Here is a 21,439-nt window from a genome sequence, read left to right on the forward strand (position 1 = left end):
CCGACTCCGCAGCGCGCTGTCAACAGCGCCCGGTGGAGCGGCTGTTGACAGCGCAGCGAGGATGGACATCGGGAGGTGGCGGCAGCTATGAGCAAGCGCAGCGAGCGAATCGTTGAAAGGCGCGTGTTGCGCGGAGCGGCTGCCGAGCGGAGCGAGGTGGACGCATGAGTGGCAAGGACTACGTGGAGAAGGACTACTACAAGGTCCTCGGCGTGCCCAAGGACGCCACCGCCGCCGAGATCAAGAAGACCTACCGCAAGCTCGCGCGCGAGTTCCACCCGGACGCCAACAAGGGCGACGCCAAGGCCGAGGACCGCTTCAAGGACATCTCCGAGGCCTACGACGTCCTGTCCGACGAGAAGCGCCGCAAGGAGTACGACGAGGCCCGCAGCCTCTTCGCCAACGGCGGCTTCCGGGCCGGCGGCCCCGGCCAGGGCAACGGCAGCTACAGCTTCGACTTCGGCGACCTCTTCAGCGGCAGCCAGAACACCGGCAGCGGCGGGCTCGGCGACGTCTTCGGCGGACTCTTCAACCGCAGCGGCGGCCGGCAGGCCCAGCCCCGGCGCGGCGCCGACGTCGAGACCGAGGTGACCCTCGCCTTCGACGAGGCCGTCGACGGTGCGACCGTCCCGCTGCGGATGACCAGCCAGGCCCCCTGCCGCACCTGCAACGGCACCGGCGCCAAGTCCGGCACCACCCCGCGGGTCTGCCCGACCTGCGTCGGCGCCGGCACCGTCAGCCGCGGCCAGGGCGCGTTCGCGCTCTCCGAGCCGTGCAAGGACTGCCGCGGGCGCGGCATGATCGTCGATGACCCGTGCGTCGACTGCCACGGCAGCGGCCGGGCCAGCTCCGCCCACACCATGCAGGTCCGCATCCCGGCCGGCGTCCAGGACGCCCAGCGCATCCGGCTCAAGGGCAAGGGCGCCCAGGGCGAACGCGGCGGACAGCCCGGCGACCTCTACGTCACCGTGCACGTCGACCCGCACCCCGTCTTCGGGCGCAAGGGGGACAACCTCACCGTCACCGTCCCCGTCACCTTCCCCGAAGCCACCCTCGGCGCCACCATCGAGGTGCCCACGCTGAACGGGCCGGCCGTGAAGCTGAAGCTGCCCCCCGGCAGCGCCAACGGCCTCACCATGCGCGCCCGCGGCAAGGGCGCCACCCGCAAGGACGGCACCCGCGGCGACCTCCTCGTCACCGTCGAGGTCGTGGTGCCGCGGCACATCACCGGGGACGCGCTGAACGCCCTGGAGCAGTACCGCGAGGCCACCGCCTCCGACGACCCACGAGCCGCCCTGTTCCGGGCGGCGAAGGGAGCGTGACGACCAGATGATCCCCAACAGTCCCATCGGCCCCGGCATCGGTGAAGGCCTGCCCGGCGTCGGCGTCGGCGACGGCCTGCCGGGCGACGGCCGCCGCACCCGGCGGCCCACCGCCCCGCCGCAGTACGTCCTCACCGAGGACACCCCGGTGTACGTCATCTCCGTCGCCGCCGAGCTCTCCGGCCTGCACCCGCAGACCCTCCGCCAGTACGACCGCCTCGGTCTGGTCAGCCCCGACCGCACCGCCGGCCGGGGCCGCCGCTACTCCGCGCGCGACATCCAGCAGTTGCGCGAGGTCCAGCGGCTCTCCCAGGACGAGGGCATCAACCTGGCCGGCATCAAGCGGATCATCGAGCTGGAGAACCAGGTCACCGCGCTCCAGTCCCGCATCGGCGAACTGGTCGACTCCCTCGACGGCGCCACCAGCGCCCTCCAGCAGCGCGAGGCCGCCGTCCACGCCTCCTACCGCCGCGACCTCGTCCCCTACCAGCCGCCCACCCAGTCCAGCGCCCTGGTCGTCTGGCGCCCCAAGCGCTGAGACTTGGCTGAACACCTCCGGCCGCCGGCTCCCCTCCGCCCGGGGGGTGCCGGCGGCTTGATCGTGGTGAGAGAGTGCTGTCGAACAAATCTGGCCGCCCTCACCGATGCCACCCGATCTGGCATGCTGCACTGCGATTCCGGTATTGGTGCCCGGCAGGTAGTGCAGACACGGCCACGGCAAGGAGCCCGCAGATGAGTGGACGAGAACAGCCCGGTACCGCCGCGATTGGGCCCTCCGTCCTCTCGAAAGAAGCGCGGGAGCTGTATCTGGCGGTCATCCGCGAGAACGGGCGGTTTCCGAAGGACTCCGACCTCGCCAAGGCGGGCGGGGCCCAGGAGGAGTTGGTGGCGATAGGCCTTCTGGTCGCCGACACCGACGAACCCGGTGTCCTCGTCGCGGTCGACCCTCAGCAGCTGTCCGAGAGCCTCTCCGTGACCTGGCAGCGCCAGGCACTCGACCTGCTCACCCGCGCGTCGGCCCTCGCCACCGATCTCCACGACCTGACGGCCGCCTACCACTCACCGGAGCAGGCCGGCGGCGCGATCGAGTACGTGCGGGGAAAGGTGCTGATCAACCAGCGGGTGCAGCAGATCGTCGCCAGCGCCTCGGAGGAGATCCTCGCCGCCCAACCCGGCGGGCCGCGCCCGTCCGAGGCGCTCACCGGCATCCTCGCCCGCGACCTCGAAGCCCTCCGCCTGGGCATCACGCTCAGGACGATCTACCACCCGAGCACCCGGTACCACGCTCCCACCAGGGAGTACGTGGCCACGATAACCAAGGCCGGCGGACGGTTCCGGACGCTGGAGGAGCCCTACACGCGATTGATCGTCATCGATCGCCGAATCGCGGTCATCCCCATCGCCGAGGACCTCAATCTGGCCGCCTTCGTGCACGATCGGGCCGTCATCAGCTACCTGATCAGCGAGATCTTCGAGCGGAACTGGAGCCGGGCGCTGGACTTCGACGGCGCGCGCGCCGTTCCGCAGCAGGTGGTCTCCGGGATGCGGCAGACGATCATCGACCTCATGCTCGAAGGCGTGAACCACCGAGTGATCGCCCGCAGACTCGGCATCAGCGAACGGACGCTCGCGCGGCACCTGGCCGAGATGCGCGACGAGCACAATGTCGAGTCGCTGTTCCAACTCGGGTACGCATTGGCCCGGAACAGCGTTCCGACCGACTCCGACAGCTATCACTGACCAAGCGTCGCGGCGGTCTCAGTTCCAGATCGTGTCATTGGCCAGCGCCATGGTCTGAGGCGCTGCCGCATCGTGGGAAACCCCGATGTTCCAGATCGTGTCGTCAGCCGGGCTCGAACCGCTCCCGATGAAAAGCGCCAGACCCACAACGACTGGAACCAGGACAAATCGCACCACCCGGCGTATCCGAGACATGGTGCCCCCTCTCTTTGTTTAAGACTTGGCGCGGGTACCCAGCCATTGTTTCGAACAACCTGCCACATAATGCCGCAAGCCCATGCCGGAAGCCAGGGGGCCTGCTACCCCAGTGCGTCATCTCTCTGCCAGGCATCGAGATGACACCACGGCTCTGTGGACGGTGGCGACGGTCGACAGAGACGATCAGTGCACTCCCCAACCCCTCTCGCGGGAGGGGGAAGACGGGGACACCACAAACAACATGTCCATGACTAGTTCGTTTCGACCACAACGAATGCACAGCAGCATTCCGATAGTCACCACCCAACGGGGCGATCGGCCTGGTTGGCACCTATCCCCGGAGTCGACAATGAGTGAGCCCTACCTGCGAGAGCACGCCGGACAGACCCCCGAGGGCCGGCGTGCGCGTGTGTTCCTGGCCGCGCCGCTGATGCGGCTGACCGGGCCCGCGGACAGTGTGGTGACGCTCGCCAGCCGGACGCGGCTGACGACGCTCCGCACCACCCTGCTCCGCAGCGGTGCCGCCGTGTACAGCGCGCACCACAGTGATGCCTGGACCGTCGCCGGGCAGGCGCCGGAGCCCCGGGTGCCGTCCGACTTCCGGGCCCTGCAGTCCGCGGACCTCGTGTTCGCCTACGTCGGGGCGCCGCTGTCGGCCGGGGTGAGCCTGGAGCTGGGGTGGGCGTCGGCGCTGCGGAAGCCGATCGTCCTCCTCGTCGACGAGGCCATCACGCACAACCCGCTGATCGCCACCATCGAGCAGGTCGCCCCCGTCCTGCCGCTGGTCTTCGACGACACCTGGTCGCAGGAGGCCCTCAACCACACCGTGGAGACCGCGCTCGACTGGGCCGGCATGGCGCTGTCCCTGCGCGAGGGCTTCTGGACCGCCCCCGGTGAGCAGTTCAACGTCCCCCGGCAGCAGCCCCCCGTCGTCGGCCGGGCCGGCTACTGGCCGACCAGCGCCGCCACCGGCTGACCAGCGCTCACCCATCGGGCTCCCCCGTCCGGGCTCCCCGCAGCTGCCAGCCCAGCTGGAACAGCGTCTCCGCGTCGTGCAGTTCGCGCAGCCGGGCGATGTGGCCGGCCACCGTCCGCTCGCTGAGACCGAGGCGGCCGGCGATGGCGCGCTGGGTGAGGCCCTGGGCGAGGAGCCGGCCGACCTGCTCGTGGGCCGTCGACTCGGGAGCGGACGCCTGGTCGGGGTTCCAGAGGAGGCGGCCGGAGCGGGCCCAGTCCCGTTCGAACACGGCCAGGAAATGGTCGACGGTCGCCGGATCCTCGATGAAGGTCGCGCTCCGGAGGTCGTCGGCGGACTGGAGCACGGCGATCCGGCGGTCGAAGATGTGCAGGTGGCGGAACGGCTCGGCCAGGACCCGGAAGCGGGCGCCCAGTTCGGTGCCGCGGGCGGTGTGGTCGGCGGTCGCCTGGTCCCGGACGGCGCCGGGTGCGTAGATCACCCGGATCCGGCCGCCCCGGCCGCAGAACCGGCCGATCCGTTCCAGGGCGTCCTCCAACTGGTGGGCGTGGCGGGGCCGGCCGGGCTGGGCGACGAGGATCTCCTGGCGGCAGTCCGCCTCCACCTCGGCGAATCGCCGGATGACCGCGCCGAGGCCCTGGACGTGATGCACCGTACCGGCACGGTCGGTCGGGCGCGGGGCCGTGTCGTAGGCCTTGGTCAGGTCGTCGAGGGCCTGCGGGAGTTGCGCGGCCTGGACCAGCAGCCGGGTGCCCTCGGCCCGGAGCTCGGCACTGATCCGGTCGCCGACCGTACGCGGGTTGACGGCGGTGCAGACGTCGGATTCGGGCCGGGCGAGCAGCAGCCCGAGCGCGAGCAGGTGTTCCAGGGCCGGCCGGTCGGCGTCGGCCACCTCGGCCCGGTCGATCCAGCCGCCGTGCCGGAGGATGCGCAGGTACAGGTCGTGTGCGGCCTGGTCGGGCCGCCCGGTGCCGCGCCCGTGCATCACGGCACCCGCCGACGGGCGGCGTCGGCCGCCGACCGGAGCTGCCAGCCGAGCTGGAAGAGCGTCTCGGCGTCGTACAGTTCGCGCAGCCGGGCGATGTGACCGGCCACCGTCCGTTCGCTCAGGCCGAGGCGGGTGGCGATGGCACGCTGGGTGAGGCCCTGGGCGAGGAAACGGCCGACCTGGTCGGGCAGGGAGTCGGCCGGCTCGGGGGCTTCCGGGCCACGGGCCCAGCGGACCCGGGCGGCGCGCTGCCAGTCGCGTTCGAAGGCGTCGGCCATGAAGTCGACCACCACCGGGTCCTCGACGAAGGCCGCGCGGCTGTTGTCGGACGCGGCGGGGATGACGGCCACCTTCCGGTCGTAGATCAGGACCCGCCGGAACGGCTCGCCCAGCACCCGGTACCGGCAGCCGACCTCGGCGGCCGCGGCGGCGAAGGCTGCGGTCGCCGGATCGGCGGCCGCCGCCGGCTCGTAGATGCCCCGGACGGTGCCGCCGCGCTCGGCGAGTCGCCGCATCCGGTCGAGGGCGTCCGGGAGCCCCTCGACGGGCCGGGCCCCGCCGGGCTGGGCGGCCAGCATCTCCTGCGAGCACTCGGCGTCGAGTTGGGCCAGGCGCAGGCGGATCTGCTCGAAGCCGTGCACGTACGTGACCTCGACGGAGCACTCGGGGTGGCGCGGCGTGACGTCGAAGGCCTGCGCCAACTCGGCGAACTGCTCGGGTGCTTCGTCCGCCCTGGCCAGCAATTCGCCACCCGTGGAACGCAGTTCGGAGCCGATCCGGCCGATGACGACACGCGGGTTCACCGCGGCGTAGGCCGCGTCCTCGACCCTCGGGACGACCAGTCCGAGGTCGAGCAACCGCCCCAGGACCGGTTCGTCACCCGGAGCCAGGTCGGCCGCCCGGAGGATGCCGCCGTTGCCGACGGCGGCGAGGTACAGCGCCCGGGCGGCGTCGTCGGGCAGCGGGGAGTCGGGCAGGGGGCAGGTCGACGGGTCGGTCATGGGGCTCCCCCCGGAGCTGCCGGCCGAGGTGGAAGAGGGTGTGGGCGGAGGGCAGGCCGGTCGGCGGGGGCGCGCTCGGCGGGGCCGGGTTCATCGGTCATCGCGGGCGCCTCTCATCAGCCAGCCGAGTTGGAAGAGGGTCTGGGCTCCGTGGCGGTCGCGGAGGCGGGAGATGTGGGCGGCGACGGTGCGTTCGCTGAGGCCGAGGCGGGTGGCGACGGCGCGCTGGGTGAGGCCGCGGGCGAGGAGGCGGCCGATCCGGTCGGGGACGGTGCGGGTGGGGCCGAGGGTGGCGGCGGTGTCGGCGGTTTCGGCGCGGGCCCAGTCGCGTTCGAAGGCGCCGACCAGGAAGGTGATGGCGGCCGGGTCGGTGATGAAGGCGGCGGTGCTGTTGTCGTCGTTGGCGGAGATCACGGCGACGGCGCGGTCGAAGACGAGCAGCCGCTGGAACGGCTCGTCGAGCACGCGGATGAGGGAGCCGTGCCGGGTGACCTCCTCGACGTAGGCGAGGGCGGGCGGGTCGGCGAGGGCGACGGGCTGGTAGATGGTGCGCAGGGAGCAGCCGCGCTGGAGCAGGTGGACGTCCTGGAGGAGGGCGACTTGCAGGGTGCCGGCGGGGCGGTGGCCGGGTTGGGCGGCGAGGACTTCGGAGCGGCAGTCGGAGGCGAGCTGGGAGATCCGCTGGCGGATGTGGACGTGGCCCTCGACGTGGACGGCGCCGCCGGCCCGGCCGGAGGGCCGGGGCATCGCGTCGTAGGCGCGGGTGAGGCCGTCGAGGGCGCCGGGGAGGTTCTCGGCGCGGACCAGCAGCCTGGTCGCCTCGCTGCGGAGTTCGGCGCCCAGGCGGTCGGTGACGGAGCGTGGGCTGATGGCGGTGTAGCAGTGGTCCATCGGGTTGGCGATGAGCAGGCCGAGGTCGACGAGCTGCTGGAGCGCGGCCTGGTCGGCGTCCGGGGTGTCGGCGAACGGGATGCGTCCGCCCCGGGCGAGGATCGCCAGGTAGAACTGCCGGGCGGCCTCGTCGGGCTCCTCGCCCGGGGGCTGTCCGTGCTGCGGCGCGACCGCCGGTTCCACCGTCACGTCGCACACTCCCTGCCGGACGCTTCTCCCTCGTTGCCGCCGTCGCGCCGTCCGGCGCGGGGCTCGGCGGTCACGGTACCGGGCTGACGGCGGCCTCCGGGGTCCGGGTGCCGTCGCACTCCGGGGGCCCGGGGGCCACCGTCGCTACGCCCATGCCCAGGCGCTTCCGTCGAGGCGGAGCAGCAACGCCTCGACGGCTCCGGTTCCGGGGGCCATCACCACACATGGCGCCCCGACCGGCGCTCTTCCCCCCCGTTTCACGCGTGCGGGACGTTGCACCCGTGGTCAGTTTCGAAGAGCAAGTCGCCACCATCGGGCTGCGGTGCCCGGTCGGCCTGGCGTGACTCCACCCTCACAGTGTGACGGCCGGTGAACAAGTGTCGCCCGAGTGCAGGTTCGCGCAATTGCAGCTATCTGCACGGCGGGTGGGGCGGGCGGGGTCGAGCGGCGGGACGGATTCCGGTAAAGGCCGAGGCCAGCGGGGCTCGCGGGAGGCACCCGCCCGTACGGTCGGTCGGCCGCGCGCGGTCGGGCCGCGGGTGCGGGTTCCTGCAACGGCGGCGTGCGGCGGGAATCGTCAGGCACGCGCCAGCAGCCGTCCGCGGGCGAGCCCGGCGGCGGTCCCGCCGGCGGCGAGCACCCAGGCGGTGGCCAGCAGCAGGTAGAGCCCGGTGGCGATCGCGGTGAAGCCGCCGAACCCGGTGTGCCGGGCGAGCGCGGAGGCGCCGGTGACGCAGGTGCCGATCGGGAAGGTGTACGCCCACCAGGTCATCGCGAACGGCATGCCGGCCCGGCGGGCGCGCAGGTTGGCGGTGAGCGCGACGGCCAGCCAGAGCATCGCGACGCCGAGCACCGCGACGCCGTACAGCTCGGCGAAGGGGAGCATGGCTGGGGCCAGCGCGGGCAGCACCGGGCGGGCGGCGTCGGCGAGTTGGTGGACGGCGGTGACGGACTGGCCGAGCGGGCCGAGCACCAGGAACAGCGAGGGGGTGAGCACCAGGGTGGGCAGCTTGCTGTGGAACAGCCCGGTGAAGACCACCGGCAGCAGCACCAGGGTGGCCAGCAGGCCGATCCCGAAGAGGGCCCAGCAGGCGTACAGCATGGTCTGCTGCGCCAGCCCGGCCGGCAGGTGCGGGATGAGGGCCGGGCCGGTGGCGGAGGCGACCAGCGGGGCGACCACCGGCAGCAGCCAGGTCGGGTTGGCCTCCAGGGCGGAGACCGGGTGCCGGGTGATCATCAGGTACGGGATGCCGCCGGCGACGGCCAGCGCGTACAGGGTGCCGACGCCCCACAGCACGGCGTCGACGGCGACCGCGGGGCCGGTGCCGATCACCCGGGAGCCGAGCAGCAGGGTGCCGAGGCCGACCGAGAGCAGGGCCATCGGCGGGCAGCCGTAGAAGACGGCGGTGGCCGGGTTGTCCAGCAGCTGGGTGCGGGCGGCCTCGCGGTGCCGGGTGAGGTGGACCAGCCGGGCCGCGCCCAGCACCAGCAGGGCGGCGAGTCCGAGCGCCCACATCACCTCGCCGAAGCCGATCAGCCCGGGCAGCCGCAGCGGCAGGACGGCCGCGCCGTTGCCCAGGATCGCGGTGCCCATGACGGCGGCGTACCAGTTGGGGCCGAGCTGGGCGAGGTCGAGGCGGGCACGCAGCGAGGAACGGGAGGGGCGGGTGAGCGGGCGGGCATCGGCCAAGGTGGACATGGTTCCACCGTGCCGCCCCGGGCCGGGCTCCGGTAGCGCCGCGGGCTCTATGAGGACATAGCCTGGACCTATGGCCCTCTCCCCCCGCGTCCCCGAGCTCGGCGCCCTGGAACTGCTGCTCGCGGTGGCCCGGCTGGGCAGCGTCGGGCGGGCCGCGGCCGAACTGGGCGTGAGCCAGCCGACCGCCAGCGCCCGGATCAAGGGCATGGAGCGGCAGATCGGCGTCCCGCTGCTGGAGCGCTCCCCCCGGGGCAGTCGGCCGACCGTGGCGGGGCGGCTGGTGGTCGAGTGGGCCGGGCACGTGGTGGAGGCGGCGCAGGCGCTGGACGCCGGGATCGACGCGCTGCGCGAGCGGCGGGACGCCAAGCTGCGGGTGGTGGCCAGCCTGACCGTCGCCGAGTACCTGATGCCGGGCTGGCTGCTGGCCCTGGCCGAGGCCAGTCCGGGCACGGCGGTGACGCTGCGGACGGCGAACTCGGCGGAGGTCGCCGGGCACGTGCTGGCCGGGGACGCCGACCTCGGCTTCGTCGAGGGCCCGTCCACCCCGCCCGGGCTGGCCGGCGCCGTGGTGGCGGCGGACCGGCTGGTGGTCGTGGTGGCGCCCGGCCACCCGTGGGCGCGCCGCCGGACGCCGCTGACCGGGCCGGAGCTGGCCGCCACCCCGCTGGTGCTGCGCGAGTCGGGCTCGGGCACCCGGGAGGTGCTGGAGATGGCGCTGGCGCCGTACGGGGGCGCGGTGCGGCCCCGGCTGGAGCTGGCCTCGTCCACCGCGCTGAAGGCGGCGGCGATGACCGGGGCCGGGCCGGTCTGCCTGAGCGAGCTGGCGGTGATGGAGGAGTTGGCCGTCCGGCGGCTGGTGGCCGTCCCGCTGGCCGAGGGGCTGGACCTGCGGCGGCCGCTGCGCGCGGTGTGGCCGGCCGGGCAGCGGCCGAGCGGGCCGGCCCGGGAGCTGCTGGGGCTGACCCGCCAGGTGCCCCGCGCGCAGCGGGTGGAACGCACGGAACGCGCGGAACGGGCGTAAAAACTTGAGCGGAGTAGACTCAACTTAGTGCATGCTGTACGTAGCAGCATTGAAGGACGACGAGGGAGGACCCCCCAGCAGTGGACGCCAGCAAGTTCACCACCAAGACGCAGGACGCCCTGTCCGCCGCGATCCGGCAGGCGGGCGCGGCCGGGAACCCGGACGTCAAGCCGGTGCACATCCTGATCGCCCTGCTGGAGCAGCCCGAGGGCATCGCCCGGCCGCTGCTGGAGGCCGTCGGGGCGGACGTCACCCGGATCGACGCCGAGGCCCGCCGCCAGCTGACCGCCCTGCCCAGCGCGATGGGCTCGACGGTCGCCGCGCCGCAGCTCGCCCGGGACACCCTCGCGGTGCTCACCGAGGCCGGCAAGCGCGCCGACGACCTGGACGACCAGTACGTCTCCACCGAGCACCTGATGGTCGGCCTGGCCGCCGAGGGCGGGCCGGTCGCCGAACTGCTGGCGCAGCAGGGCGCGACGGCGAAGGACCTGCTCGCCGCGTTCAAGGACGTGCGCGGCAGCGGCCGGGTCACCTCTCCGGACCCTGAGGGCACCTACAAGGCACTGGAGAAGTACGGCACCGACCTGACCCAGGCCGCCCGGGACGGCAAGCTCGACCCGGTGATCGGCCGGGACCAGGAGATCCGCCGGGTCGTCCAGGTGCTCTCCCGCCGGACCAAGAACAACCCGGTGCTGATCGGCGAGCCGGGCGTCGGCAAGACCGCGGTGGTCGAGGGCCTGGCCCAGCGCATCGTCGCCGGCGACGTGCCGGAGTCGCTGCGCGGCAAGCGGCTGGTCTCGCTGGACCTCAGCGCGATGGTCGCGGGCGCCAAGTACCGCGGCGAGTTCGAAGAGCGGCTGAAGGCCGTCCTGAACGACATCAAGCAGAGCAACGGCCAGGTCGTCACCTTCATCGACGAGCTGCACACCATGGTCGGCGCGGGCGCCGGCGGCGACTCCGCGATGGACGCCGGCAACATGCTCAAGCCGATGCTGGCCCGCGGCGAGCTGCGGATGGTCGGCGCCACCACGCTGGACGAGTACCGCGAGCGGATCGAGAAGGACCCGGCCCTGGAGCGCCGCTTCCAGCAGGTGCTGGTCGGCGAGCCCAGCGTGGAGGACTCGATCGCCATCCTGCGCGGTCTCAAGGGCCGCTACGAGGCGCACCACAAGGTGCAGATCGCGGACGCCGCACTGGTCGCCGCGGCCACCCTGTCCAACCGCTACATCACCTCCCGCTTCCTGCCCGACAAGGCGATCGACCTGGTCGACGAGGCGGCCTCCCGGCTGCGGATGGAGATCGACTCCTCCCCCGTCGAGATCGACGAACTCCAGCGCTCCGTCGACCGGTTGAGGATGGAGGAGCTGGCCCTGGAGAAGGAGTCGGACGCCGCCTCGATCGACCGGCTGGCCCGACTGCGGCGCGATCTCGCCGACAAGAACGAGCAGTTGAGCGCCCTGACCGCGCGCTGGGAGCAGGAGAAGAAGAGCCTCAACCGGGTCGGCGAGCTCAAGGAGCGGCTGGACGACCTGAACGGCGCGCTCGAACGGGCCCAGCGCGACGGGGACTTCGAGCGGGCTTCGAAGCTGATGTACGCGGAGATCCCGGCCGCCGAGACGGAGCTCACCGAAGCCCAGGAGCGGGCGGCGGACCAGGACGCCTCCGCCTCGATGGTGAAGGAGGAGGTCGGCCCGGACGACGTGGCCGACGTGGTCGCCTCCTGGACGGGCATCCCGGCCGGCCGCCTGCTGGAGGGCGAGAGCGCCAAACTCCTGCGCATGGAGGAGGAGTTGGGCGAGCGCCTGATCGGCCAGGCGGAGGCCGTGCGAGCGGTCTCGGACGCGGTGCGCCGCACCCGTTCCGGCATCGCCGACCCGGACCGCCCGACCGGTTCGTTCCTCTTCCTCGGCCCGACCGGCGTCGGCAAGACCGAACTCGCCAAGGCCCTGGCCGACTTCCTCTTCGACGACGAGCGGGCCATGGTCCGGATCGACATGAGCGAGTACGGCGAGAAGCACTCCGTCTCCCGCCTGGTCGGCGCCCCGCCCGGGTACATCGGCTACGAGGAGGGCGGCCAGCTCACCGAGGCGGTGCGCCGCCGCCCGTACAGCGTGGTGTTGCTGGACGAGGTGGAGAAGGCCCACCCGGAGGTCTTCGACGTCCTGCTCCAGGTGCTGGACGACGGCCGGCTCACCGACGGCCAGGGCCGCACGGTGGACTTCCGCAACGCGATCCTGATCCTCACCTCCAACCTGGGCAGTCAGTACCTGGTCGACCCGGCGACCCCGGAGGACCGGAAGAAGGCCCTGGTGCTGGACTCCGTCCGGGCCACGTTCAAGCCCGAGTTCCTCAACCGGCTGGACGACATCGTGGTCTTCGACCCGCTGGGCACCGCCGAGCTGAGCCGGATCGTCGACCTCCAGGTGGCCCGTCTCGGCGACCGGCTGCGCGAGCGCCGGCTCACCCTGGACGTCTCCGAGGCCGCCCGCGACTGGCTGGCCCTCACCGGCTACGACCCGGCGTACGGCGCCCGCCCGCTGCGCCGGCTGGTCCAGTCCGCGATCGGCGACCAGTTGGCCCGGGCCATCCTGTCCGGCCAGGTGCACGACGGGGACACCGTCCTGGTCGAGCGGGACGAGGAGGGCGACCGCCTCACCGTCCGCAGCCGCGGACTGCTGGAGAAGTAGCACCACCAGACCGGGCCGCCCGCACTGTCATGCGGGCGGCCCGGTCAACACCCTTGCCGCACAGCACAGTTGACGGCACACTCGGCCACGGTCGCACCCCGCCGCGCCCCGCCGGCGCCCCGGCCTCGGCGGCCCTCCAGCCGGACACGCTCCGTCACCATCACCGCTTGCGGCGGGCGTCGGGAGCGCCCCGGACGAAGATCGACGCGTGGCCGGGTGCCCCTGTGAGGCAGGCCCCGGATGAGGCAGGATGGGAAGTGGAAAGGGCGGCCTCTCATTGCCGGCCACCACGTGCACTGAGGAAGAGGACCCCATGAGCATCGACCCGTCGTCCATCCCGTCGTTCGGCGCGCCCCAGGGCGGCGGCCAGCCCGGCGACCAGGGGCGGCCGGCCGGCCCGCCGCCGATCATCGTCCCGGACCAGGGCCTGGTGACCCAGCTGCTGGACCAGATGCAGCTCAAGCACGTCGTGGACGAGGAGGGCGACCTCACCGCCCCCTGGGAGGGCTTCCGCGTCTACTACATGTTCCGCGGCGAGCAGAAGGAGCTCTTCGCGGTGCGCGCCTTCTACGACCGCGCGTACCCGCTGGAGAAGAAGGGCGAGATCCTCGACCTCATCGACGAGTGGAACCGCGAGACCCTCTGGCCCAAGGTCTACACCCACACCCACGAGGACGGCGTGGTCCGCCTGATCGGCGAGGCCCAGATGATCGTCGGCACCGGCGTCAACCTGGACTACTTCGTCACCACCACCGCCAACTGGACCCAGGCCGCCGTCGGCTTCGAGCAGTGGATCGTCGAGCGCCTCGGCCTGCAGAACGAGATCGAGGGCGAGGACGGCGAGACCCCCGAGGGCACCAACGAGGCGTGACCCTGCCCGCCCTGCGAGCGCACGGCCCGACCACTTGGCCCCAGGTGGTCGGGCCGTCCTTGTCCCCGGCCCCCGGCTGACCCAGGATGGGGCCGACGACGACGCGTGAGGAGCCACCGATGGGCAACAGGCCGCTGCTGAACCGCCGACTGGCCGGTATGGGGACGACCATCTTCGCCGAGATGTCGGCCCTGGCCACGGCCACCGGCTCGATCAACCTCGGCCAGGGCTTCCCCGACACCGACGGCCCGGCTTCGGTGGCCCGGGCCGCTGCCGACGCCGTGCTGAACGGCCGCGGCAACCAGTACCCGCCCGGCCCCGGCATCCCGGAGCTGCGGGCCGCGATCGCCGAGCACCAGCAGCGCTTCCACGGCCTCTCCTACGACCCGGACACCGAGGTGCTGGTCACCGCCGGTGCCACCGAGGCCATCGCCGCCACTCTGCTCGCCCTGCTGGAGCCCGGTGACGAGGTGATCGCCCTCGAACCCTTCTACGACTCCTACGCCGCCTGCATCGCCATGGCCGGCGCCACCCGCCGCCCGCTCACCCTGCGCGCCCCGGACTTCCGCCCCGACCTGGACGAACTGCGCACCCTGATCACCCCGCGCACCCGCCTGCTGCTGATCAACACCCCGCACAACCCGACCGGCACCGTGCTCACCGCCGACGAGCTGGCCGGCATCGCCGCCCTCGCCGTGGAACACGACCTGCTGGTCGTCACCGACGAGGTCTACGAGCACCTCGTCTTCGGCGCCACCCACCACCCGGTCGCCGCCCTGCCCGGCATGCGCGAGCGCACCGTCTCCATCTCCTCCGCCGGCAAGACCTTCTCCTTCACCGGCTGGAAGGTCGGCTGGGTCACCGCGAACCCGGCCCTGGTCACGGCCGTCCGCACGGCCAAGCAGTACCTCACCTACGTCAGCGCCGGCCCCTTCCAGTACGCCGTCGCCGAGGCGCTGCGGCTGCCCGACAGCTACTTCGACGGCTTCCGCGCCGACCTGCTCCGCAAGCGCGACCTGCTGGTCGACGGGCTCACCGCGGCCGGCTTCCGGGTGTTCACCCCCGAGGGCACGTACTTCATCACCACCGACATCACCCCGCTCGGCGAGAAGGACGGCATCGAGTTCTGCCGCGCCCTGCCGGAGCGCTGCGGCGTCGTCGCCATCCCGAACGCCGTCTTCTACGACAACACCGAGGCCGGCCGCAGCCTGGTCCGCTTCACCTTCTGCAAGCAGGACTCCGTGCTGGAGGAAGCGGTGTCACGGCTCCAGCGCCTCTGAGCCGTCGCCCGGCCGCCGCCCGAGGCCGGACAGGTGGGCGTTCAGGATCGCCCGGGCCTCGGGTGCGGTGAGGCGGCCGACGAGGACGTGCGCGGTGAGCCCGTCGGCAAGGGCCAGCAGCGTCTTCGCCTCCCGGGCGGCGTCCGGCCCGGCCGCCGGCGAGGCCTCGGCGATCAGCCGGGCGAACAGGCCCTCCAGGGCGGCGTAGTCGGCGTTCAGCGGGCCCGCCAGCCGCTCGTCGACGGCGGCCTGTGCGACGAAGGCCAGCCAGACCCGCGCCTGGGAGCGCTGTCCGTCGCCGAGCAGCGCCACCTCGGCGGCCGCGTGTGCCAGGGCGGCGGCGGGCGAGGGCGCCGGGTCGTCGGCGGGGTACGCCTGGACCCGGGCGGTGATCTGCTCGCCGACGTGGCCGAGGGCGAAGCGGAGCATCTCGTCCTTGGTGCGGAAGCAGCGCTGGACGGCGCCGGTCGACACCTGCGCGCGGTCGGCCACGTCGCGCAGGGTCACCCCTTCCAGGCCGCGTTCGTCGGCGAGCCGGCAGACGGCCTCGGCGATCCGTCGGCGTCGGCCGTCGTGGTCCACCTGTCTGGGCACGGGCTCCCCTCCGATTTATTCGATGCACTCGTATCGGTTCCCAGGCTACGGTACCGATACGAGCGCATCGGAACGAGGAGGGGAGTACGTCATGCAGGACGCCCTGTGGCGACTGACGGCCACCGCGCAGGCGGCGGCGGTACGCGGCAAAGAGGTCTCGGCCGTCGAACTGCTCGACAGCCACCTGGAGCGGATCAGCGCGGTGAACCCGCAGGTGAACGCCGTCACCCAGGTCCTGGCGGAGCGCGCCCGGGCACAGGCCCAGGAGCTCGACCGGCGCCTGGCCGCGGGCGAGGACCCCGGCCCGCTGGCGGGCGTGCCGTTCACCGTGAAGGAGACCACCGCCATCGAGGGCGTGGCCACCACCTTCGGGGTGCCGCGCTTCCGCGACCTGGTGGCGCGGGCCGACGCTCCCCCGGTCGCCCGGCTGCGCGCGGCCGGGGCCGTACCGATCGGGCACAGCAACATGCCCACCATGATCCTGGCCGGGATGCACACCCGCAGCGAGCTCTACGGCGACACCGCCAACCCGTGGGACCGCGGCCGCACCCCGGGCGGGAGCAGCGGCGGTGACGGCGCGGCCGTCGCGACCGGCCTGGCCGCGCTCGGGCTCGGCAACGACTCCGGCGCGTCCATCCGCGTCCCGGCCTCGTTCTGCGGGGTCGCCGGGCTGAACCCGTCCAGCGGCCGCTTCCCCGCCGACCACCGCGCGTTCGGGCCACAGGACCCGGGGCCGGCCTCCCAGTGGCTGGTCTCCGACGGCCCGCTCGCCCGGAGCGTCGCCGACCTCCGGCTGGCCTACGAGGTGCTGGCCGGCCCCGATCCGCGCGACCCTCGCGCCCTGCCCCTGCCGCGCTACGGCGAGCCGCTGCCCGGGCCGGTGAAGGTCGCGGTGGTGGCCGATCCGGGCGGCCACGGCGTCCACCCGACCGTCCGGGCCGCGGTCGAGCGCGCGGCGGCGGCGTTGCGGGACGCCGGGTACGACGTGCGCGAGGTGGCGGACGTCCCGCGGCTCGACGAGGCCCTGGAGGTGTGCGACCGGATCACCATGACGGAGTTCGCGCCCAAGTGGCCCGCCGTACGCTCCCTGCTCGGCCCGGGCGGCGACCGCTACATCGAGCTGACGATGGCCCGCACCCCGCCCGCGACGGCCGCCGAGCTCATGGAGCTGATGGGGAGCTGGCTGGGCATCCGCCGCTCCTGGGCCGAATTCCTGGACGAGTACCCGCTGCTGCTCGGACCGGTGTTCACCGAACCGCCGGTCGAGCCGGGCATCGAGTCCCGGGACGCGGCCGGGTGGGAGCTGGTCCGCACGGCGATGCGGCTGTGCAAGGTGACCAGCTTCGCGGGGCTGCCAGCGGTGGCGGTGCCCACCGGCCTGGCCGACGGACTGCCGACCGGGGTGCAGCTCGTCGGGCGGGCGTTCCGGGAGGACCTCTGCCTGGAGGCGGCGCAGGCGGTCGAGGACCGGCTCGGGGTCCTCGCGCCGATCGACCCCCGGCCGTGAATCGACCCCCGGCCGTGAGGGGAGCAATGATGGCCCGGCGAGCGGGCTGGACTTCCTCAACTCGCCTGACAGTCATGCCTGGTTGACACCTGGTTGACGATTGAATGATGCCTGTGAGGCAATTCCCTCAACCTCGGCGGAACGCTCCGACCGCCCTGCCCGCCCGGTGCGTGCAGGGCGGTGGCGCACGAGGCGCGTGCCCGGCGCACTACCAGCGTGCACGGCGCACGACCCGGTCATAGGGGCGCGCGCTGTGCAGAGTCGCACACCGGGTCGATCAGAGCCGGGAAGCAGGTGTGCTCGAAACGGTGAATGCTTGACAAAGTTGGGTAAATCACCGGCGGACCCGGCGTATTCATGCTTCTCTGCTGCTGAATCTCCAGCCGGAATCCCTCCTTCCACGGTCGGCCGCGCCCAGGGCCGCACAGCCACGAACAGCCTCGCCATCGCCTAGGCCTACTCGGTGCTGCTCGGCGGGCGCGCACGGAGCTGAAACGCGGAGCCGAGCATGCTCACCACACTGCAGACCTCCTACACGGACACCCGCGCCGGTGACCTGGCCTGGTGCCTGGGCGGCGACCCGCTGCCCGCTCTCGCGGTCCGCGACCTGAGACTCGACGGAGGCGGCCACCCCGCCACGGCCGGCACCCTCCAGCTGCGGCTGCTGGGCGCTTCGCACCAGGTGGTGATCGCCGCCGGCCCCGGCGAGTGCCTGGAGACCGTCGCCTGCCTGCCCGGCCGCCGCACCCCGCTGCCGGCCCGGGTGGCCAAGCAGGTCGGCGGCTGGGAGTACGAGTTCGCGGCCCGGATCGAGGCGCTGCCCCCGCACGACTTCGCGGCCCGCGCCCAGGAACTGCTGGCCCTGGTCGAGGGCCACCCGCGCGGCCTGGCCGGGGTGTTCCCGGGCGACCCGAGCGCCTTCACCGCGCTGGTCACCCAGGGCGGCGCCGACCGGCTGCTCTGGCGGACCTGGCACGCCTACCCGCAGGAGGGCCGGCTGGTCTGCACCCGCTCCTCGCTGGTGGTGTCCGGGGCATGACCGCCGGCCGCCCGACCAGGGTCACGGATCCCTCCATGGCCTATGAATCGCACGCAGGAACGATTCGTCAATCCGGCGTCCCGCACTGTCCGTCGAATGGGCGCAGCTATCCGTCCCGAACGTCCCCTAGCGTTTGTTCGTGATCAACCATCCGGCCGGTCCACCCGCCCGCTCGCGAGTGGACCTCGACGACGGCGCCCCACCCCGGCCCGGGCGGAGCCTCGCCCCCCTGCCCGCCCGCCGTCGGTCCCGGCTGCGCTCCCACCCCCGACTGGCCCGCCTCACCGTCCTGCTCGCCGCGTTCGTCTGTGCGGCCTGCGGACTCGTCTACGAACTCGAACTCGTGGCGCTCGGCGACTACCTGCTCGGGGACGCGGTCACCCAAACCTCCGTCGTGCTCTCCGTCATGGTGTTCGCGATGGGCCTCGGCTCGCTCCTCGCCAAACGCCTCACCCGGCAGCCCGCCACCGCCTTCGCCCTGGTCGAATGCGCCCTCGCGCTCACCGGCGGCCTCTCCGTCCTCGCGCTCTACTCCTGCTGGGCCTGGATCGGCCGCTACCAGGCCGCCATGGTCGGCCTCACCTGCCTCATCGGCATCCTCATCGGCGCCGAGATCCCGCTCCTGATGACCCTCATCCAGCGGATCCGGCGCGAGGACGCCGGCCGCGCCGCCGCCGACCTCTTCGCCGCCGACTACGTGGGCGCGCTGATCGGCGGCCTCGCCTTCCCCTTCCTCATCCTCCCCGGCCTCGGGCCCGGCGACGGCGCCCTCGTCACCGGCGCCGTCAACGCCGTCGCCGGAGCCGCCGTCGTGCTCTGGCTCTTCCGCGAGGAACCCGCCCCCCGGATACGGCTCCTGCTCTGGGGCGGCTGCGCGCTCGTCCTCGCCCTGCTCGCCGCGGCCGCCGCCGGCTCCGGCGCCATCGAACGCGCCGCCCGGCACGCCCTCTACGGCGCCCAGGTCCGCTTCGCCGCCCGCAGCCACTCCCAGGAGATCGTGCTCACCGGCCCCGCCGAAGGCCCGCTCCGGCTCTACCTGAACGGCCGTCTCACCGTCTGCGGACCCGACGAGTACCGCGGCAGCGAAGCCCTGGTCCACCCGGCGATGGCCGCCGGCCCGGACGCCCGCGTCCTGCTCCTCGGCGGCGGCGACGGCCTCGCCCTGCGCGAGGTGCTCCGGCACCGCGGCGTCCGCTCCGTCCGGCTCGTCGACGCCGACCCCGAGCTCCCCCGGCTCGCCCGCACCGACCCCGGACTCGCCGCCCTCACCGACCACTCCCTCGACGACCCGCGCGTCCACGCCACCGCCGCCGACCCGATGGCCTGGCTGCGCGGCGCCACGACCGGCGGACCGTACGACGTGGTGCTCGCCGACCTGCCCGCGCCCGCCGACGGCGGACCGGTCACCTTCCACTCCCAGGAGTTCTACGGCCTCGCCACCCGGCTGCTCTCCCCCGGCGGCCGCGTCGCCGTCCGGGCCGGCGGCGACCCGGGCGGCCTCTGGCCGATCGAGTCCGGCCTGCGGACGGCAGGGCTGCAGACCGTCCCGTACGCCGTCCAGGGTAGCGCCACCGCGAGTTGCCGCCCCGACCCGCCGGGCGCCGCCCAGACCTTCCTCCTCGCGGCCGCCGCCCGGCCCCCGCTCACCCTCGCCCCCGACGCCCCACCGCCCCGCGCCCTCACCCCCGACGCGCTCCGCGGCTCCGCCACCCGCCTCGCCGCCCTCCGCCCCGCCCACCCCCCGGCCGCCCTCACCCTGCTCGGCCCCCGCTGAGCCGGGGGCGCGGGGCGGGACACCGGTGGTCCCGGGGAAGTCGGGTGGCGGTGGGTAGGGACCGGGCGGGGTCGGGTCGGTAGGCTCCCTGACATGGAGCATGAGGTTGTCGTCCCGATGCCCGCCGAGTTGGTGCGGCAGGCCTTGCAGGATCCGGCTCTGCTGGCCCGTAGCGTGCCGGGGCTGAGCACCGAACCGGCCGCGGTCGGCGCAGGGCCGGCGGAGGAGATCGGCGGCCGGCTGAAGCTGCGGATCGGCGGCTCCACCATCACGTACAAGGGCGTGCTGTCCCTGATCGAGGGACGCGAGGGCGTGCTGACCGTGTTCGCCGAGGGCCAGGAGGCCCGCGGCAGCGGCGAGGCGACCGCCACCGTCCGGGTCAGCGTCGCGGACGGCGCCGAGGACGGCACCGCGGTGGTCCGCTTCACCGGCGACCTGAGCGCCACCGGCCGGCTCACCGAGTTCGACGAGGAGACCCTCGACGCCGCCGGGCGGCGCCTGCTGGACCGGTTCGCCACCGCGCTCGCCTCCCCGGACGCCGAGCCCGAGCCGGAGAGCGAGAACGACGGCGAGGGCGACCCGGAGACCGGCAGCGAAGCCGAGGCCGGGACCGACGCCGGCGTGGTGTTCATCGAGGAGCACCAGGACCAGCCCGGCGACGACCTCGACGACGACCTGTCCGACCTGATCGCCTTCTCCGACGCCGACGCCGAGCGCTTCGGCCTGCCCACCGGCGGCGGCGACGAGGACGGGCCCGAGGAGGGCGTCGCCGAGGAGCTCCCCGCCGAGCCGCTCTTCGAGTACGAGGAGGAACCGGCGGGCGGCGGCCCGGTGCGCCGCAGCATCGTCGGCCGCTCGGCCGAGGAGGTGGACCACGCGCCGCCGCGCGGGCGGTACGCCCCGGCGCTGCCGGCCCGCAGTGCCCGGGCCCGGGCGGCGTCCCGGTGGGGCGGCGAGGCCGGCGGGATCGTGGTGCCGGGTTCGGGCGGCCGCAGCGCGGTGCCGTGGGTGATCGGCGGCGGGGTCGCGCTGCTGGGTGGCGCCGTGGTGCTGGTCAGGGCCTTGCGTCGGCGCTGACCGGCGGGAGAGGGCCTAGACTGGACGCTCATGAGCAACGACCGCGACGCCCTGCTGGCACAGATCAAGGACAAGGCCGTCGTACACGGCAAGGTCACCCTTTCCTCCGGCAAGGAGGCCGACTACTACGTCGACCTGCGCCGGATCACGCTGGACGGCCAGGCCGCCCCGCTGGTCGGTCGGGTGATGCTGGACGCGACCTCGCACTTGGAGTACGACGCCGTCGGCGGTCTGACCCTGGGCGCCGACCCGGTGGCCGCCGCGATGCTGCACGCCGCCGCCGCGCGCGGGCGTGAGCTGGACGCCTTCGTGGTCCGCAAGGCGGGCAAGGCGCACGGCCTGCAGCGCCGGATCGAGGGCCCGGAGGTCAAGGGCCGCCGGGTGCTGGCGGTCGAGGACACCTCCACCACCGGTGGCTCGGTGCTGACCGCCGTCGAGGCGCTGCGCGAGGCGGGTGCCGAGGTGGTCGGCGTCGCGGTGATCGTGGAGCGCGGCGGCGCGGCCGCGGTCGAGGCGCAGGGCCTGCCGTACGTGACCGCCTACGACCTGGACGACCTGGGCCTCTGAGCCCGGCCGGACCTGACA

General features: G+C 73.5%; 18 protein-coding genes. 13 read left to right on the plus strand and 5 right to left on the minus strand.

Annotated elements, in window-relative coordinates; all coding sequences use genetic code 11:
* Positions 1-164 precede the first annotated feature (164 nt).
* The 4 genes from dnaJ (at position 165) to ACFWPT_RS20520 (ending at position 4,236) form a co-directional block, all read left to right on the plus strand.
* Positions 165-1,322 (plus strand): molecular chaperone DnaJ, encoded by a 1,158-nt coding sequence (dnaJ, locus tag ACFWPT_RS20505; protein ID WP_363368337.1) that lies wholly within the window; start codon positions 165-167, stop codon positions 1,320-1,322.
* Between the two features lie 7 nt (positions 1,323-1,329).
* Complete coding sequence (locus ACFWPT_RS20510; protein WP_380423341.1) at positions 1,330-1,860, plus strand: heat shock protein transcriptional repressor HspR; 531 nt, start codon at positions 1,330-1,332, stop codon at positions 1,858-1,860.
* A gap of 194 nt (positions 1,861-2,054) precedes the next feature.
* A complete protein-coding gene (locus ACFWPT_RS20515; protein WP_380369848.1) occupies positions 2,055-3,062 on the plus strand; it encodes a hypothetical protein in 1,008 nt (335 codons plus the stop codon).
* Between the two features lie 547 nt (positions 3,063-3,609).
* On the plus strand, positions 3,610-4,236 hold the full coding sequence (locus tag ACFWPT_RS20520; RefSeq protein WP_063348539.1) for a hypothetical protein: 627 nt from the start codon (positions 3,610-3,612) through the stop codon (positions 4,234-4,236).
* Positions 4,237-4,243: 7 nt separating this feature from the next.
* Here the strand turns inward: ACFWPT_RS20520 and ACFWPT_RS20525 are convergent, their stop codons facing one another.
* The 4 genes from ACFWPT_RS20525 to ACFWPT_RS20540 form a co-directional block, all read right to left on the minus strand.
* Positions 4,244-5,221 (minus strand): LuxR C-terminal-related transcriptional regulator, encoded by a 978-nt coding sequence (locus ACFWPT_RS20525; protein ID WP_063348538.1) that lies wholly within the window; start codon positions 5,219-5,221, stop codon positions 4,244-4,246.
* On the minus strand, positions 5,221-6,225 hold the full coding sequence (locus tag ACFWPT_RS20530) for a LuxR C-terminal-related transcriptional regulator (RefSeq protein ID WP_380483233.1): 1,005 nt from the start codon (positions 6,223-6,225) through the stop codon (positions 5,221-5,223). The genes ACFWPT_RS20525 and ACFWPT_RS20530 overlap by 1 nt, the downstream gene beginning before the upstream one ends.
* 90 nt (positions 6,226-6,315) lie before the next feature.
* Positions 6,316-7,305, minus strand: coding sequence for a LuxR C-terminal-related transcriptional regulator (locus ACFWPT_RS20535; RefSeq protein WP_063348536.1), 990 nt, complete (start codon positions 7,303-7,305; stop codon positions 6,316-6,318).
* A gap of 577 nt (positions 7,306-7,882) precedes the next feature.
* The gene (locus ACFWPT_RS20540) at positions 7,883-9,004 is read right to left on the minus strand and encodes a TDT family transporter (RefSeq protein WP_063348535.1); all 1,122 of its coding nucleotides are present in this window, start codon (positions 9,002-9,004) and stop codon (positions 7,883-7,885) included.
* Between the two features lie 70 nt (positions 9,005-9,074).
* Here ACFWPT_RS20540 and ACFWPT_RS20545 point away from each other — a divergent pair, with 70 nt between their 5' ends.
* The 4 genes from ACFWPT_RS20545 (at position 9,075) to ACFWPT_RS20560 (ending at position 14,863) form a co-directional block, all read left to right on the plus strand.
* On the plus strand, positions 9,075-10,025 hold the full coding sequence (locus ACFWPT_RS20545; protein WP_363368328.1) for a LysR family transcriptional regulator: 951 nt from the start codon (positions 9,075-9,077) through the stop codon (positions 10,023-10,025).
* Positions 10,026-10,105: 80 nt separating this feature from the next.
* A complete protein-coding gene (clpB, locus tag ACFWPT_RS20550; protein WP_380483235.1) occupies positions 10,106-12,712 on the plus strand; it encodes an ATP-dependent chaperone ClpB in 2,607 nt (868 codons plus the stop codon).
* A 313-nt stretch (positions 12,713-13,025) separates the two neighbouring features.
* The gene (locus tag ACFWPT_RS20555) at positions 13,026-13,583 is read left to right on the plus strand and encodes a YbjN domain-containing protein (protein ID WP_063348532.1); all 558 of its coding nucleotides are present in this window, start codon (positions 13,026-13,028) and stop codon (positions 13,581-13,583) included.
* Positions 13,584-13,702: 119 nt separating this feature from the next.
* Positions 13,703-14,863 carry a pyridoxal phosphate-dependent aminotransferase gene (locus tag ACFWPT_RS20560; RefSeq protein ID WP_380483237.1) on the plus strand — a complete coding sequence of 387 codons (1,161 nt, stop codon included), beginning with the start codon at positions 13,703-13,705 and terminating at the stop codon, positions 14,861-14,863.
* Here the strand turns inward: ACFWPT_RS20560 and ACFWPT_RS20565 are convergent.
* A complete protein-coding gene (locus ACFWPT_RS20565) occupies positions 14,843-15,457 on the minus strand; it encodes a TetR/AcrR family transcriptional regulator (RefSeq protein WP_380483239.1) in 615 nt (204 codons plus the stop codon). The two genes, ACFWPT_RS20560 and ACFWPT_RS20565, sit on opposite strands and share 21 nt — an antisense overlap.
* Before the next feature lie 91 nt (positions 15,458-15,548).
* On the opposite strand from ACFWPT_RS20565, the gene ACFWPT_RS20570 reads away from it, so the two are divergent.
* From ACFWPT_RS20570 to pyrE, 5 genes are all read left to right on the plus strand, one after another.
* Positions 15,549-16,964: an amidase gene (locus ACFWPT_RS20570; protein ID WP_380483241.1), complete on the plus strand. Its 1,416-nt coding sequence runs from the start codon at positions 15,549-15,551 to the stop codon at positions 16,962-16,964.
* Between the two features lie 508 nt (positions 16,965-17,472).
* Positions 17,473-18,003, plus strand: coding sequence for a DUF2617 family protein (locus tag ACFWPT_RS20575; RefSeq protein WP_063348528.1), 531 nt, complete (start codon positions 17,473-17,475; stop codon positions 18,001-18,003).
* 139 nt (positions 18,004-18,142) lie between these two features.
* The gene (locus ACFWPT_RS20580; protein WP_380369825.1) at positions 18,143-19,777 is read left to right on the plus strand and encodes a polyamine aminopropyltransferase; all 1,635 of its coding nucleotides are present in this window, start codon (positions 18,143-18,145) and stop codon (positions 19,775-19,777) included.
* 93 nt (positions 19,778-19,870) lie between these two features.
* Positions 19,871-20,854: an SRPBCC family protein gene (locus ACFWPT_RS20585; protein WP_380369822.1), complete on the plus strand. Its 984-nt coding sequence runs from the start codon at positions 19,871-19,873 to the stop codon at positions 20,852-20,854.
* A 30-nt stretch (positions 20,855-20,884) separates the two neighbouring features.
* On the plus strand, positions 20,885-21,421 hold the full coding sequence (pyrE, locus tag ACFWPT_RS20590) for an orotate phosphoribosyltransferase (RefSeq protein ID WP_063348526.1): 537 nt from the start codon (positions 20,885-20,887) through the stop codon (positions 21,419-21,421).
* The last annotated feature ends 18 nt before the right edge of the window (positions 21,422-21,439 follow it).

The sequence above is a fragment of the Kitasatospora sp. NPDC058478 genome, from assembly GCF_042720345.1.
Taxonomy (GTDB): domain Bacteria; phylum Actinomycetota; class Actinomycetes; order Streptomycetales; family Streptomycetaceae; genus Kitasatospora.